The sequence below is a fragment of the Rhizobium ruizarguesonis genome (assembly GCF_012349115.1).
Lineage (GTDB): Bacteria > Pseudomonadota > Alphaproteobacteria > Rhizobiales > Rhizobiaceae > Rhizobium > Rhizobium ruizarguesonis.
The window spans coordinates 74,340-88,763 of sequence record NZ_PQIG01000133.1; the positions used below are offsets into that span (position 1 = coordinate 74,340).

General features: G+C 62.9%; 11 protein-coding genes. 3 read left to right on the forward strand and 8 right to left on the reverse strand.

Annotation, left to right across the window (positions count from 1 at the left end; translation table 11 throughout):
• Positions 1-150 precede the first annotated feature (150 nt).
• Both C3Y91_RS35135 and C3Y91_RS35140 read right to left on the reverse strand, forming a co-directional pair.
• Entirely contained in the window at positions 151-1,563 is a 1,413-nt protein-coding gene (locus C3Y91_RS35135) for an FAD-binding oxidoreductase (protein ID WP_130655884.1), read from the reverse strand.
• Positions 1,564-1,725: 162 nt separating this feature from the next.
• The gene (locus tag C3Y91_RS35140) at positions 1,726-2,760 is read right to left on the reverse strand and encodes an aldo/keto reductase (RefSeq protein ID WP_130655885.1); all 1,035 of its coding nucleotides are present in this window, start codon (positions 2,758-2,760) and stop codon (positions 1,726-1,728) included.
• 92 nt (positions 2,761-2,852) lie between these two features.
• Here C3Y91_RS35140 and C3Y91_RS35145 point away from each other — a divergent pair, with 92 nt between their 5' ends.
• Complete coding sequence (locus C3Y91_RS35145) at positions 2,853-3,755, forward strand: LysR family transcriptional regulator (RefSeq protein ID WP_018074182.1); 903 nt, start codon at positions 2,853-2,855, stop codon at positions 3,753-3,755.
• Between the two features lie 256 nt (positions 3,756-4,011).
• Positions 4,012-5,103 (forward strand): AbrB family transcriptional regulator, encoded by a 1,092-nt coding sequence (locus C3Y91_RS35150; protein ID WP_130655886.1) that lies wholly within the window; start codon positions 4,012-4,014, stop codon positions 5,101-5,103.
• 51 nt (positions 5,104-5,154) lie between these two features.
• Here the strand turns inward: C3Y91_RS35150 and C3Y91_RS35155 are convergent, their stop codons facing one another.
• Positions 5,155-6,057, reverse strand: coding sequence for an AraC family transcriptional regulator (locus tag C3Y91_RS35155; protein ID WP_130721941.1), 903 nt, complete (start codon positions 6,055-6,057; stop codon positions 5,155-5,157).
• Between the two features lie 44 nt (positions 6,058-6,101).
• Between C3Y91_RS35155 and C3Y91_RS35160 the strand changes: the two genes are divergently transcribed.
• The gene (locus C3Y91_RS35160) at positions 6,102-6,509 is read left to right on the forward strand and encodes a DUF2000 family protein (protein WP_130655888.1); all 408 of its coding nucleotides are present in this window, start codon (positions 6,102-6,104) and stop codon (positions 6,507-6,509) included.
• A 52-nt stretch (positions 6,510-6,561) separates the two neighbouring features.
• Here the strand turns inward: C3Y91_RS35160 and C3Y91_RS35165 are convergent, their stop codons facing one another.
• The 5 genes from C3Y91_RS35165 to C3Y91_RS35185 form a co-directional block, all read right to left on the reverse strand.
• Complete coding sequence (locus tag C3Y91_RS35165; protein ID WP_018483828.1) at positions 6,562-7,227, reverse strand: YiaD family glycine zipper/OmpA-like lipoprotein; 666 nt, start codon at positions 7,225-7,227, stop codon at positions 6,562-6,564.
• Between the two features lie 252 nt (positions 7,228-7,479).
• The gene (locus tag C3Y91_RS35170) at positions 7,480-8,478 is read right to left on the reverse strand and encodes a flagellin N-terminal helical domain-containing protein (protein WP_024320809.1); all 999 of its coding nucleotides are present in this window, start codon (positions 8,476-8,478) and stop codon (positions 7,480-7,482) included.
• Positions 8,479-8,852: 374 nt separating this feature from the next.
• On the reverse strand, positions 8,853-12,008 hold the full coding sequence (locus C3Y91_RS35175; RefSeq protein ID WP_130655890.1) for an efflux RND transporter permease subunit: 3,156 nt from the start codon (positions 12,006-12,008) through the stop codon (positions 8,853-8,855).
• Positions 12,005-13,222, reverse strand: coding sequence for an efflux RND transporter periplasmic adaptor subunit (locus C3Y91_RS35180; RefSeq protein ID WP_018074176.1), 1,218 nt, complete (start codon positions 13,220-13,222; stop codon positions 12,005-12,007). Before C3Y91_RS35180 ends, C3Y91_RS35175 begins: the two co-directional genes overlap by 4 nt.
• A 267-nt stretch (positions 13,223-13,489) precedes the next feature.
• Complete coding sequence (locus tag C3Y91_RS35185) at positions 13,490-14,416, reverse strand: adenylate/guanylate cyclase domain-containing protein (protein ID WP_018074175.1); 927 nt, start codon at positions 14,414-14,416, stop codon at positions 13,490-13,492.
• Between the last annotated feature and the right edge of the window lie 8 nt (positions 14,417-14,424).

The following is a 14,424-nucleotide window of genomic DNA, read 5'->3' on the forward strand; positions in this document are numbered from 1 at the left end:
AAAAGTGTGAGCGGTTTTCGGACGACATCATGCTCTAACTCTTTATTTGAGAACAGGATTCAGATTTTAGGTTGAGCCGGCCCAACATCATCCTGTTCTAGCGCTATTCATGCCGGGGGCAAGGCCCAAGTTCATGAGAATATTCCGTTTTCAGCCATGGTGGAAAATCTTGCCGGGATTGAAGATGTCGTCCGGATCGAGCGCCTGTTTCACCTGTCGCATCAGATCCACAGCGCCGCCAAGCTCCTGTTCCAGAAACGCCATCTTGCCTTGCCCGATCCCGTGTTCGCCGGTGCATGTCCCGTCCAGGTCGAGCGCCCGCTGGTTGAGTCGCTGCACGAAGCTCTCAGCCATGGCGATGTCTTCGGCACTTCTGTCGTCGAACAACAGCAGCACATGGAAGTTCCCGTCTCCGGCATGGCCGACGATCGGCCCCAGCAGCCCGTGCTCCTCGATATCCGCCTGTGTAGCGGAAACGCAATCGGCGAGCCTCGATATCGGAACACAAACATCGGTCGAAAGTGCGGCAAGCCCGGGCGCCAGCGCCCTTGCGGCCCAATAGGCGTCGTGGCGCGCCTTCCAGAGTTTTGTCCGTTCCTCGGCATTGGCGGTCCACAGGAATTCGCCGCCCCCACATTCCGCCGCGATCTCGGCAAAGGCTGCCGATTGCAGCGGCACCGTCTCGTCGGTGCCGTGGAATTCGAGGAAGAGTGTCGGGCTTTCGGCATAGGAAAGCCCGGAATAAGCATTGCAGGCCCGCATCTGCACCGTGTCGAGGATCTCGATGCGCGCCACCGGAATGCCCATCTGGATCGTCAGGATGACGGCATCGCAAGCGGCCTTGATGCTCGGAAAGGCACAGGCCCCTCCGGCGATCTTCTGCGGGATCGCCTGCAGGCGCAACGTCACCGAGGTCAGGATGCCGAGCGTGCCCTCGGCGCCGACGAAGAGCCGCGTCAGGTCGTAGCCCGCCGAAGATTTGCGGGCGCGCCGGGCCGTGCGGATCTCTTCACCATTGGCGGTGACCGCGGTGACGGCAAGCACATTGTCCTTCATCGTTCCGTAGCGCACGGCATTGGTGCCGGACGCCCGCGTCGAGGCCATGCCGCCGATCGAGGCGTTGGCGCCGGGATCGATCGGGAAGAACAGGCCCGTATCGCGCAGGTGGATGTTCAGCGCTTCGCGTGTCACACCCGGCTCGACGGTACAGTCGAGATCTTCGGGATTGACCTCGAGCACCCGGTTCATGCGGCTGAAATCGATCGAAATACCGCCATGGGCGGCATTGATCTGCCCCTCCAGCGAGGTGCCGGTGCCGAATCCGATGACCGGCACCTTGTGGGTCGCACACGCCCTGACCGCCGCCTTCACATCCTCGGCACTCTCGGCAAAGAGCACGCCGTCCGGCAGCTGCGCTGGGATATAGGTGGTCGTATGGGCATGCTGTTCGCGGAAGGACTGGCCTGTCTGGAAGCGCTCGCCGAAGCTCTGCTTGAGAATACCAAGCACGGCGGCGATACCCACCTCGTTGCGTGTGCCGGCCTTTGCGTCCTTCAGCGCCATCCCTTTGATCTCCCTGCTATTCCGCGGAAACCATATCGTGTTCCGCAGGTTAGCTGGGTATGCGGCAAGTCAAAGCGGCTGTCCAGTTAAGATTGGCAGAAGATTTCATTCCCCTTTTGTTGTAGGCCGCTTGTTATAGCCAAACCCGCCGCCCCCGGCGCCTCAGACGATCGGCGGATTGAGCCGCGCAAAACCCTCCTGCCGCCGATAGGGGAAATAGGGGTAGGGCGCCGTCAGGGTGCTGACGGCGTCGAGCCTTTCGATCTGCTCCTTCGACAGGCTCCAGCCGACTGCGCCGAGGTTCTGCCTGAGCTGCTCCTCGTTGCGGGCGCCGATGATAACGCTCGACACCGTTGGCCGGTTAAGCAGCCAGTTGATGGCGATCTGCGGCACCGTCCGGCCGGTCTCGGCTGCGACGGTGGCCAGCACCTCAACGATGTCGAACAGCTTCTCGTCGTCGACGGGCGGGCCGTATTGCGCCGTCTCGTGCAGCCGGCTTGACTTGGGCAGCGGCTGGCCGCGGCGGATCTTGCCGGTCAGCCGTCCCCAGGCAAGCGGGCTCCAGACGAAGGCTCCGACCCCCTGGTCGGCGCCAAGCGGCATCAGCTCCCATTCGTAATCGCGCCCTGCCAGCGAATAATAGACCTGATGGGCGACATAACGCGGATAGCCGTGGCGCTCGGCGGCGGCGAGCGACTTCATCAGTTCCCAGCCGGCAAAATTGGAAACGCCGACATAGCGGATCTTGCCTGCTGCAACGAGCCCATCGAGCGTCGACAGCACCTCCTCGACCGGCGTCGAGGCATCGAAAGCATGAAGCTGCAGCAGGTCGATATAGTCGGTCCCGAGCCGGCGCAGCGCATCCTCGGTGGCGCGGATCAGCCGCGCCCGCGACGTTCCCCAGTCCTGCGGCCCCTCGCCCATCGGCAGTGCCGTCTTCGTCGAGATCAGCACAGCGTCTCGCCGGCCGCGGATCGCCTGGCCGAGCACCTCTTCGGAAGCGCCGGCCGAATAGACGTCGGCCGTGTCGAAGAGATTGACACCGGCTTCCAGGCAGATGTCGACGAGGCGCCGCGCTTCCTCGGCATCGGTATTGCCCCAGGCGCCGAACAGCGGGCCGCTGCCGCCGAATGTGCCCGCGCCGAAGCTTAAGACCGGTACTCTGAGGCCGGATGCGCCGAGATTTCTGTAGTCCATGGACCTGTCTCCTGTCTTTCCTATGAGATAGACCTTAGCGGTTCGATGATATAGATTGCCCACCGGCAAAACATTTGTGACTTGAATTCATCATGAGCCGTCAGGACATCAATCGCTCCGGCGAAATGGAAGTCTTCGTCAGTGTCGTCGAGCGCGGTGGCTTTTCCGCGGCCGCCACGGCCCGGCGCATGACGCCGTCGGCCGTCAGCAAGCTCGTCGCCCGGCTGGAGACACGCCTCGGCGCCCGCCTCGTCAACCGCTCCACGCGAAGGCTGCAGCTAACGCCGGAAGGCTGCGCCTTCTACGAGCGCAGCATCGCCATCCTTGCCGATATCACCGAGGCCGAACATCAAGCCTCGACGGGCGAACAAGCCTCAGGCCGCATCCGCATCAACACCAGCGGCTCCTTCGGCAACCATCTGCTGGCGCCGCTCGTGCCTGCCTTCATGGCGCTTCATCCGGCCGTGACGCTGGATATTTCCCATACCGACAGGATAGTTGACCTGATGGAAGAGCGCGCCGATGTCGCGATCCGCGCCGGCCCGTTGAAGAATTCCAGCCTGATCGCCCGCAAGCTTGGCGCCACCGGCAAGATCATCGTCGCGTCGCCTGATTATCTCTCGCGTCACGGCAAACCACGCACGACCGCCGATCTCCGCCGCCATTGCCGCATCGGCTTTTCCTATGCCCGCGCCATCGAGGGCTGGCCGCTGCGCGAGGACGGCCAGACGGTGACCATCCCGATCACACCGGGCGTGCAGGTGGGAGACGGCGAAGCCATGCGCCACCTCGCTTTGTCAGGCGCCGGCCTTGCCCGCCTTGCCGACTTCACCGTGCGCGCCGATATCGATGCCGGGCGCCTGGTGCCGGTGCTTGAAGAGGCCAATCCCGGCGATCTCGAAGAGTTCTACGCCCTCTATATGGGCCAGGGTGGCCCGCTGCCGGCGCGCGTACGCGCGCTGCTCGATTTTCTCGTCAGCCATGTGCATTTCTAGTGCATCTCGTTCAGAACCGTTCAATGGCTTTGGAGGACGATCTGCATGAAAACAACGACTTGAAGCGGCCGCATGAATCAGTTTCGCATTCCAAGACGCCAGGAAGCCAGATTTCGCAATTGACCGCCGCCGTGCCACCCACCTATACCGGACCCGCGCCGGCCGGCTCCTGCAGCCGGCCTCTCTTCGTCATGCCGGAGCTTCCCCTACCTTCAGCCTCAGGGCTTGGCACCGGCCAGGAAAGATACGGGAATCCATGCCATTCAGCGACGCAAGCCGCCTGCTGCGGGATGCCGGCCTGCCGAAATGGGCGCTGTTGCTCGCGCTTTCCACAGCTCTCGTCGTCTTCCTCGAACTCTTCGCCCTGCCGGCCTCGCTGCTGATCGGGCCGATGGTCGCGGCAATCGCGCTGGCGCTGACCGTCGGCAAGGGAAAGCTTCGTGTGCCCTTCTGGCCGCTGCAATTCGGCCAGGTCCTCGTCGGCCTGATGATGGCGCGCACCATCACTCCCAATATTCTCGGCACCATGGCGAAAGACGCGCCGCTCTTTCTGCTGTTCATCTTCTCGGTCATCGCCATTGCCACCGGCCTCGGCTGGCTGCTGACGCGCTGGCAGGTGCTGCCGGGAACAACCGCGGTCTGGGGCTCCTCGCCGGGCGGCGCCTCCGCCATGGTCATCATGTCGGAAGCTTATGGCGCCGATGCCCGTCTCGTCGCCTTCATGCAGTATCTGCGCGTCGTCTTCGTCGCCGTCGGCGCCTCGGTGATCTCGCGCCTGTGGGTGGCAGCCGACGGCGCCGAGCCGCCGCTTGTCCTCTTTCCCGAGATCGACTGGCCGGCCTTCGCGGCGACGATGGCTTTTGCCGCCTTTTGCGCCTATGGCGTCCGGCGCCTGCGCCTCCAGGGCGGCTCAATCATCGTGCCGCTCTTTCTCGGCGCCCTGCTGCAGGGCATGGGCCTGCTGAAAATTGAGTTGCCGATGTGGCTGCTCGCCATCGCCTATGCACTGGTCGGCTGGAGCATCGGCCTTCGTTTCACCCGCTCGATCATCGAGCACGTGGCGCGCGCCCTGCCGAGGGTATCGGCATGCATCGTGCTGCTGATGGCGCTCTGCGGCTGCATGGCCGTGGCGCTTCACGTCTTCGCCGGCATAGACCCGCTAACGGCCTATCTCGCCACCAGCCCCGGCGGCGCCGATTCCGTCGCCATCATCGCCGCCTCCAGCGATGTTGACGTGCCCTTCGTCATGGCGATGCAGACCGGCCGTTTCCTGGTGATCCTGATGATCGGCCCGATGCTCGCCCGTTTCATCGCGCGCCGTTCCGGCCTTGCGGAAAATCCCGCTTGATGCATATCGCCCAAAAATGTGCAGCGGTTTTGGGATAACGACATGCATAAATCAAAGACTTAAAGCGCGTCGCATGAATCCAGAGCGCGGCGCGGAGTTATGCGCGAGCGCTACCCACTGGCCAGGCGTCATGCCGTAGGCCTTCTTGAAATGACGGTTGAGATGGCTCTGGTCGGCAAAGCCCGTTGCCGCCGCCACATCGGAAATCCCCTCGCCCGCGCCGATCATCGCCCGCGCCCGCTGCAGCCGCCGCATCAGCAGGTAGCGATGCGGACTGGTGGCAAAGGCCGCCCGGAAATGCCGCGATAGCGCGAAACGGTCGAGCCCCGTCACCGCCTCCAGCTCGCCGGAGCGTACTGCCCGCGTCGCATGCGCCTCGAGATAGTCGCGCGCCGCCCGCGCCTGCCGCCAGGCGACGAGACCCAGCGGCCGGCGCGGCATGCGCGCATGCCGGGACAGCCCGCCGGTGACCCGCGATACGAAATCGTCGACGAAAAGCGCGTCCAGTTCGCGGTCGAGTTCGCCGAGTGCTGCCAGCAGCACGCCCGCCAGCGCGGGATCGCCGATAACAGGTTCATCGACAAAAGGCAGGCCGACGCCATCGGCTTCCAGGCATTCGAGCAGCAACGATGGCTCCAGATAGAGCATGCGGTACTGCAACCCGTCCTCCGTCCCCGCCCCGCCATCATGCTCCTCATCGGGATGCAGCACGATCACCTGCCCCGGCAGGCTGAAGCGCCGCTCGCCGCGATAGCGGAAGGTCTGTACGCCTTTCAGCGTCACGCCCAGAGCATAGGTGTCGTGCCGGTGCGGCTCGAAGGCATTGCCGGAGAACTGCGCCTCGATGCGCTCGATGCCGGGAAAGGCCGGTGCGGCAAGGATGCCATTGCCGGATGATCCCGCGCACAAACGTTCAAGACCTTCGGAGATCTGCGGATGTAAATCCTGGTTCAACGCGCCGATACTCCATAACCCGTAGATAGGTGAAAGACCGTCTGATGTTTGATACCAAAATTGCCGTCGTCCTGCGAAACAATCTTGCCGGCTGGCAGAAGCTGAACGTCACCGCCTTCCTGATGACAGGCATCGCCGGCGGGCATCCGGAGATCATCGGTGAAGCCTACAGGGACCGCGCCGGCAATCTCTACAATCCGCTATCGATCCAGCCGATCATCGTGCTTTCTGCAGACGAGGCGACCATATCAGCCATTCATCGCCGCGCGCTGGAGCGCGATATCACCAGCTCGCTCTTTATCGAGGAAATGTTTGCAACCGGCCACGACGCAGCCAACCGCGCCGTCTTCGCAGAATTTGCGCCCGAAGATGCTAAGGTGATCGGCATCGCGCTGCGCGCCGAAAAGAAGATCGTCGACAAAATCACCAAGGGTGCGACGATGCAGCACTGACGAAAAAGGCCGGGAGTGACCCGGCCTTTCCGCAAACGCATACGAGCCGGAATCAGCCCTGTGTGATCGGCGCGATCTGGATCTCGACGCGGCGGTTCTGCGCGCGGCCGGCCTCGTTCGCATTGGAGGCGACCGGCTGGGACGGGCCGAAACCGACGGCGGAGACGCGGCGCTGGTCGATGCCTTGGCCGCCGAGATAATCGGCAACCGACAACGCACGGCGCTGCGACAGGTCCTGATTATGCTGCAGGCTGCCGGTCGAATCCGTATGGCCGTTGACGTCGATCAGCGTGCGGTTGAACTTACGCAGCACGATCGCCACCGAATTCAGCGTCGGATAGAAGCCCGGCTTTACCGCGTCCTGATCGACGTCGAAGGTGATATTCGAGGGCATGTTGAGGATGATGTTGTCGCCGTTACGGGTCACCGAAATGCCGGTGCCTTCGAGCTGGGCGCGAAGCTCGGATTCCTGCTGGTCCATGTAATTGCCGATCGCACCGCCGGCGAGAGCGCCGACGCCTGCGCCGATCAACGCCGCATTGCGCTTGCCGTGGCCGCCGCCGCCGACAGCCACGCCGACGAGCGCGCCCCCAAGGGCGCCAAGCGCGGCGCCGCCGGCCGTATTGGAAACCTTCTGTTCACCGGTATAGGGATCGGTCGTCGTGCAGGCGCTGAGATAGCTTGCGGCAATAGCTAGAAGTAGGAATTTCTTGATCATGGACAGGACGGTCTCCGTTCGACTGATCCGAGCAAATGGCAAGGATTGCGGCAAGAAAATGAAGATGTTCTCCTGATACGGCAAATTCGGACGTCGAAACACAGCCATGTTGCCGGAATGCGCTGATTATCACCAGTTTTGGTGGACACCGTCCCTGAGCCTCCACGGGAATTTGTGAAAACTCCGCAGGCGGGAAGCACTTCCCGCCTGCGGAGTTCGATGTCACGCGTTTCGGATGAAGAGAGTCTGGCCTCAGAAATTCTGGAACAACTGCCGCACGGTATCGTAAGTTGCGTTGGCGATGTTAAGCGATTGCAGGCCGAGTTGCTGCTGCGTCTGCAGCGCCCGCAGCCTGCTCGACTCCTCCTCCATGTCGGCATCGACGAGCCGGCCGATGCCGGCTGTGATGTTGTCATGCAGTTTCGTGGCGAAGTCGTTCTGCAGATTGATGCGTTTTTCCAGCGCGCCAAAAGCCGAACCGACCGTCGTCAGCTGCGTCAGCGCTGCATCGACGACGCTGATCATTTCGCTGACCTGTCCTTTCGTCGTGCTGGCCGAGAGCGAAATCACCACCTGCCCGGTGGTGGTGCCGTTCTTGCTCTGCATCAGCACATAGTCCTGCGAGGCGCCGAGCTCGGTGGCGAAATAGGCCGATGTCAGCACGCCGTATTCACCCGAACCGGTGGCGCGATCGTCGATCAGGTAGCGCGCGTCCTTGGAGGTCGTGCTCCCGCTCGGCGTCGTGTCGATATGGTAGCTCAGCATGCCGACCGAGATCGTGCCGTCGGCGTTGCGGATGAAGGAGGCCGGGATCTGGCGCGGCTGCGTCGGCGTCGCATCGTTGGTGAGGACCACCCAGTTGTCGCTGTTGAAGGTAGCCGATTCCGAAACGCTGCGCAGTTGCTCCTGCAGCTGTTTGATCTCTTCGTTGACCTTGTTCTTGTCGATGCCGTCTTCGGTCGCGGCAACGAGCTTGGCCTTGATTTCGGAGACGACGTCGATGACATTCTGAACGCCGGTATAGGCCGTTCCCATCGTCGCCGCTGCCATACCGAGTGCATCCTGGATCGCCGAAACCGCCTTGTTGTCGGTTCGAGCAGTGGTGGCGATCGACCAGTAGACGGAATTGTCTCTGGCCTCCGCGACACGCATGCCGGTGGTGATGTGGTTTTGCGTGACCGCCATATTACGGTTGATATCGCGCAGCACATGAAGCGCCGCATCCACCGAGACGCGCTGATAAATACTCACGAAACTAAGCTCCAAAAACACAACAGGACGCAAACTGCACAAGAAATGAACCGTCCGCACGGACTCTCATGTCCGGGGTCGCTGGAGTTCCAGCGCGTTGCGGCCTCCAAGAAACGAAGAAGACCAGTCGGTTACTGGTAACAATCATTGCCGTTTATGCTTAATAAACGACTAAACTTCAGAAGTAATTTAGCTTATTTTACAAGGTTTCATACACCAAGAGAAACGCCGCCGGATTGCGGCGTCGCGCGTCTTGTCAGGCCCGCAAAGGACGCTGCAGCACTTCGAATTGCCGCATAATTTTGTCCTTAAATCGATTGCGATTTAAGGCACGATGCAGCAGGTCCGGCAGCGTTCGAAATCGGATGAAGGCCTTATTCGGCGGCCTGTAGCTGCTCGTCGTCGGGCGCAGCGCGCGGCCGCGTGGCGACCGACATCTCTTCGTGCAGGCGCGCCTCCTCATGGGCGTACGGCTTGGCGAAGCGGGCAAGCAGCAGATAGGCGACCGGCGTGATGAACAACGTGACCAGCGTCGCGAAACCGAGACCGCCGACGATCACCCAGCCGAGTGCAATACGCGCTTCGGCACCAGCGCCATGGGCAAAGACCAGTGGCACGCCGCCGAGGATGGTGGCGATCATCGTCATCATCACAGGGCGAAGGCGTAGCGCGCAGGCCTTCTCGATCGAGGACCGGACATCCTCGCCCCGGTCGCGCAGCTGATTGGCGAATTCGACGATCAGGATGCCGTTCTTCGCCATGACGCCGACCAGGAGCACCAGGCCGATCTGGCTGTAGATGTTGAGGCTGGAGCCGGTGATAACAAGCGCGAAGACGGCGCAGGCAAGACCAAGCGGCACCGTCGACATGATGATCAGCGAGGACAGCACGCTTTCGAACTGCGCGGCCAGCACCAGGAAGATGATGACGATGGCGAAGCCGAAGGTCAGCGCCATGCCGCTCGAATTCTCTTCGAGAGTCGCCGCTTCCGCCAGCGGCAGCAAGCGAGAGCCTGGCGGCAGCAGCGGCTCGGCAAGCGTCGTCACTTGGCTGACGGCATCGCCGAGCGACATGCCGTTCCTGAGGCCGGCGGTGATCGCGACGGAGGCGAGCTGTTGCTCGCGGTTGAGCTGCGGCGCGACCGACCCTTCCTTCATCGTGGCAATGACCGACATCGGCACGATCTTGCCGTCGCCTGTCTTCAGGAACACGTTCTCGAGGTCGGTCGGATCGTCGATCGGCCGCGTCGTCGAGGTCAGAAGCACGGGATAGGATTCGCCGTCGACGAAGACGTCGACCACCGAGCGCCCTTCGAGCAGTGACTGGATCGCCGTCGAGAGCCCGGTTATGTCGATGCCGAGATCGGATGCACGCTCGCGATCGATCGCCACCGATACCTGCGCCTGGCTGGGCTCGTTGGTCAGGCGCGGCGTATCATACTGGCCAGTGGCCTCTAGGGCCCGAACCAGCTTGGCGGCCGCCGCCGTCAGCGCCTCGTGATCGTTGCCGATCAGCGCCATCTGCAGACCACTGCCGGCACCGCGGATGCGCAGGCTGTTGGAGGAGATGGCATTGCCGCGCAGCGCCGGCACCCTGGAGGCTGCCTGGTTGATATCGCCGACGATCTCCGTCTGCGTCCTATCACGTTCTCCCCAAGGGGCGAGCGTCAGCACCATGAAGCCGCTGTTCAGCGAACCGCCCTGCCCGGAGATCGAGAAGACGTTGCGGATGTCACCGCTGTCGACCAGCGGCTGCAGATATTCCTCGACGAGCTGCATCTTGTCGCGGGTATATTCGAGGCTCGATCCCTGCGGCGTCGTCAGCCGCATCATCACCATCGAGCGGTCCTCTTCGGGCGTCAGCTCGCTCTTGACCGTCGAGAAGGCAACGAGTGCCGCACCGGCAAAGATCACCGAGAAGAGGATGACGACGAAGGGCGCGTTGAGACAGCCGTGCAGAGCCCATTTGTAGAGATTGGCAAGCGCCCCGCCGAAGCGGCCGAGCGCGCCGTGATCTTCGAGCATCGGCTTCGTCAGCATGCGCGAGGCAAGCATCGGACACAGCGTCAGCGCCACGATCGACGACAGACCGACCGAGAAGGCGAGCACGAAGCCGAATTCGCGGAAGAGACCACCGACCTGTCCCGGCAGGAAGGAGAGCGGAATGAACACCGCCGCCAACGTCGCCGTCGTGGCGATCACGGCGAAGAACACCTCACGCGTACCGAGCACCGCAGCCGCGCGCGGCCCCATGCCTTCGGCGCGCCGGCGCACGATATTTTCGAGCACCACGATCGCATCGTCGACGACGAGGCCGGTCGCCAGCACGATCGCGAGCAGCGTCAGGATGTTGATCGAGAAGCCGACCATATAGATTGCCGCCAGCGTGCCGATCAGCGCCACCGGCATGCTGACCGCCGGGATCAGCGTCGCCCGCCAATCGCGCAGGAAGAGATAGATGACGGCGGTGACGATGACGGCGGCGAGTATCAGCGCCAGCACCACCTCGTGGATCGCGCCCTGGATGAAGACGGCATCGTCGCTGGTGATGGCGATCGTCGTGCCCTCGGGCAACGTCTTCGACAGGTGGTCGACGGCCGCCTTGATGCCGGTCGAGATGTTCAGCGTATTCGACTGCGCCTGGCGGATGATGCCGAGGCCGATGCCCGGCTTGCCGTTGGAGCGTAGCGCCGTTTCGCCATCGCGTGGCCCAAGCATCACCGTCGCGACGTCGCCGAGCCGAACGCGATCCTGCAGGATGACATTGGAAAAATCCGCCGGCGTCTGCAGGTTGGCGGTGGCGCGCACTACGATATCCTGCGTATTGCTCTTCAGCGAGCCGGCCGGCACGTCGAGTGCGGCGTTGTCGAGCGCCTTCGTCAGGTCGCCGATGGTAAGTCCGCGGCTGGCAAGCGCGCCCTGGTCGACGTCGACGCGGAAGACCTTCTCCTGGTCGCCATATTCCTCGACGTCGGCAACGCCGTCGACGGAGGCAAGGCGATCGATCACCTCATTCTCGACGAGCTGGGTCAGGTCGTCCATGTTGAGATTGGTGGAGGTGACGGCAAGGCGCATGATCGCCGAGGAATCCGAATCCGCCTTGACGATCTGCGGCGCATCCGCTTCGTCGGGCAGGTTCTGGGTAATACGGCCGATCGCGTCGCGCACGTCGTTGGCGGCGACCGAGAGATCGATCGCATCCGAGAATTCCAGCGTCACCCGGCTCTGACCGAAGGAAGAAGTAGACGAAATCGATTTCAGGCCGCTGACGCGCGCGACCGCCCCCTCGATCACCTTGGTCAGTTCCTGGTCGATCGTCTGCGGCGATGCGCCATCGAAGGTGGTGCGCACGGTGACGACGGGACGGTCGACATCCGGCAGTTCGCGCACCTCGACGCCGACATAGGCGGCAAGGCCGGCGACAACCATCAGCGTGTTGAACACCAGCGCCAGGATCGGCCGGCGAACGAAAAGTGCGGTGAAGCTCTGCTTGCCCGAGGCTCTGTCCTGATGAATCTCGGTCACGCTCATCGGGTGACGACCTCCGCATTCGCGGCGACATCGGCGCTCACACGCACCGCCCCACCCTCACGCACGCGCTGCAGTCCCTGTGTGACGATCACGTCGCCGTCCTTGAGGTCGGCTTTGACGAGCACGAAATCCGGGTTGCGCTGCACGATGCTGACCCGCACCTTGCGTGACTTGTCGTCGTTGACCTGCCAGACGAAGGAGCCCTGCGAGTCCCACTGCACGGAGACCGGATCGACCGCCGGATATTTGTCGCCGGCAAATTTCATGCTGACGTTGAAGGACATGCCGGCGCGCAGTTCATCCGAACTATTGTCGATCTTGGCGCGCAGGCGAAGCGTGCGGCTTGCCGCGTCGATGCGGTTGTCGACGGCTTCGACCACGCCCGAAAAGACCTGTCCCGGCCGTGCCACCGACATCGCCTCGACCGGCTGACCGACCGACACCGTATTGGCGAAGCGCTCCGGCACCCAGTAATCGACGAGGATTTCCGAACGGTCGTCGAGCGTGACGATCGGGATACTCGTCGTGACGTTGTCGCCGATATTGACCGGTACGATGCCGACGATGCCGTCGATCGGCGCGGTGATATTGCGCCGTGCGAGATTGAGCTCGGCGGCCTGCAGTTGCAGCCGTGCGCCCTGCTCGGCGATCTCGGAATCGAAGACGTCCATGCGCGACACGCTGGACTTGATGTTGTGATAGAGATTGGATTTTTCGACGGCGGCCTTGACCGCCACATCAGCCTGGCCGCGAGCGATCACCTGCTCCTCGCTGTCGAGCTTGGCGAGCACCTGCCCGGCGTTCACCCTGTCGCCCGACTTGATGAGGATTTCGCGGATCGTGCCCGATGCCTGCGGCGTAACCGCCACCGAGCGGATCGCGTCGCCCGTGCCGATGGCGTTCAGCCGGTCGTTGACGACGCCCTGGACGACAGCCTGCGTCGCGACGAGAATGGCACTGTTGCGCCCGCCGCCATTGCGGCGGTTCTGTCCCTGCCCCTGACCTTGTCCCTCGCCACGCTGCTGCCCTTGCGCCCGGGCGGGAGCGTCGGCATCCGCCGTCTCCTCAGCCTTCGGCGCGATCTTGGAAACGATGCTGTCTGGAATACCTGCGTCGCGCATCGTATCGCCGGCGCCGGGCACAAAGAAAACCCACGCGGCAAAGCCGGCAACAATGACGATGAGCGACAGTATAAACTGCTTCCAAAAGGCCATTCACGTCTCCAGAGGGACTCGAGGTTGGACCAGGGTCGGTCGAAAGAGGCGCTGCGGGATGAAGATTCCCGTCTGATGCGACAATATCGCGCGTTTACAGCTTACCGGCAAGCATAAGCAGCCGGCATTACCGATTTGTAATATCAGCAAAGAATGGAAATAACCCGGCCGCTCACTTTTGCTTGAACGGACACTCGCCCATGTCTTTGACACCGCCGATTATCGGGCGAGATATCGTACAAATCTCCGACGATGCGGGTTGGATGTCTACCGGCGCATCGACCACCGCACGCCCATGACGGCCGCGATCCCCAGCATCGGCCACACCGCCCAGAACTGCCCCGTCCAGGTGAAGAGGTTGATGCCGGCAATGCCGAGCGCCACGATCGCCAGCGAGGTGATCTTGCGGTTGAACAGTGTCTGGTCGCGGTTCCAGGCGAGCGCCGCGACGACGGCCAGCGCAAGCACGGGAAAGCGCGCCCAGAAAACGCCCTGCCATGACAGCAGATTGATGCCGATCAGGACAGCGGCGATGACGGCGAGCACGCCGTACAGCCTGCGTCCACGCGGTGCCGGGCTTGCCTCGGCCATATCAGCCGCAATAACCGCCGCCGGCTGCGGCTGCGGACGCGCGGAGCCGGATCGTTGAGCAGGCGGCGTCTCGTCCTTGGCGTCGCCGATCTTCACCGCGTAGCTCGGCACGCCTTCATCGACGTTCTTCACCATCAACGGTCCGAGAAACTCGAAGCCGACCGCCACCTTGTTGCGGACCTGGTCGTAAACGGAACTTGATATGACGATGCCGCCGGCTGCAGCCGACGCCTGCAGCCGCGCCGCAATATTGACGCCGTCGCCGTAGATGTCGTCGCCTTCGACGATCACATCGCCGAGATTGATGCCGATACGGAAGAGCATGCGCCCGTCGGCCGGGCGGCGGGCGTTGAAGCCCGCGAGTTCATTCTGGGTGTCGACGGCCGCACGCACCGCTTCGACCACGCTCGGGAAATCGGCGATCAGCCCATCGCCCCAGGTATTGATGACGCGGCCGCCATGGCTTTCGATCAGCCGCCCCATCGCCTCCCGGCAGCGCTTCAGGCTCGCAAGCGTCCCCTCCTCGTCAGTCCCCATCAGCCGCGTATAGTCCTGCACGTCAGCACAGAAGATCGTCGTCAGCTTGCGCCGCGTTTCACTCATCGTCTCTC

Coding starts and splice junctions, on each gene's coding strand:
- C3Y91_RS35135 (WP_130655884.1), bottom strand. CDS start 1,563: ATGGCGCTGAAGGACGCAAAGGCCGGCACACGCAACGAGGTGGGTATC.
- C3Y91_RS35140 (WP_130655885.1), bottom strand. CDS start 2,760: ATGGACTACAGAAATCTCGGCGCATCCGGCCTCAGAGTACCGGTCTTA.
- C3Y91_RS35145 (WP_018074182.1), top strand. CDS start 2,853: ATGAGCCGTCAGGACATCAATCGCTCCGGCGAAATGGAAGTCTTCGTC.
- C3Y91_RS35150 (WP_130655886.1), top strand. CDS start 4,012: ATGCCATTCAGCGACGCAAGCCGCCTGCTGCGGGATGCCGGCCTGCCG.
- C3Y91_RS35160 (WP_130655888.1), top strand. CDS start 6,102: ATGTTTGATACCAAAATTGCCGTCGTCCTGCGAAACAATCTTGCCGGC.
- C3Y91_RS35165 (WP_018483828.1), bottom strand. CDS start 7,227: ATGATCAAGAAATTCCTACTTCTAGCTATTGCCGCAAGCTATCTCAGC.
- C3Y91_RS35175 (WP_130655890.1), bottom strand. CDS start 12,008: ATGAGCGTGACCGAGATTCATCAGGACAGAGCCTCGGGCAAGCAGAGC.
- C3Y91_RS35180 (WP_018074176.1), bottom strand. CDS start 13,222: ATGGCCTTTTGGAAGCAGTTTATACTGTCGCTCATCGTCATTGTTGCC.
- C3Y91_RS35185 (WP_018074175.1), bottom strand. CDS start 14,416: ATGAGTGAAACGCGGCGCAAGCTGACGACGATCTTCTGTGCTGACGTG.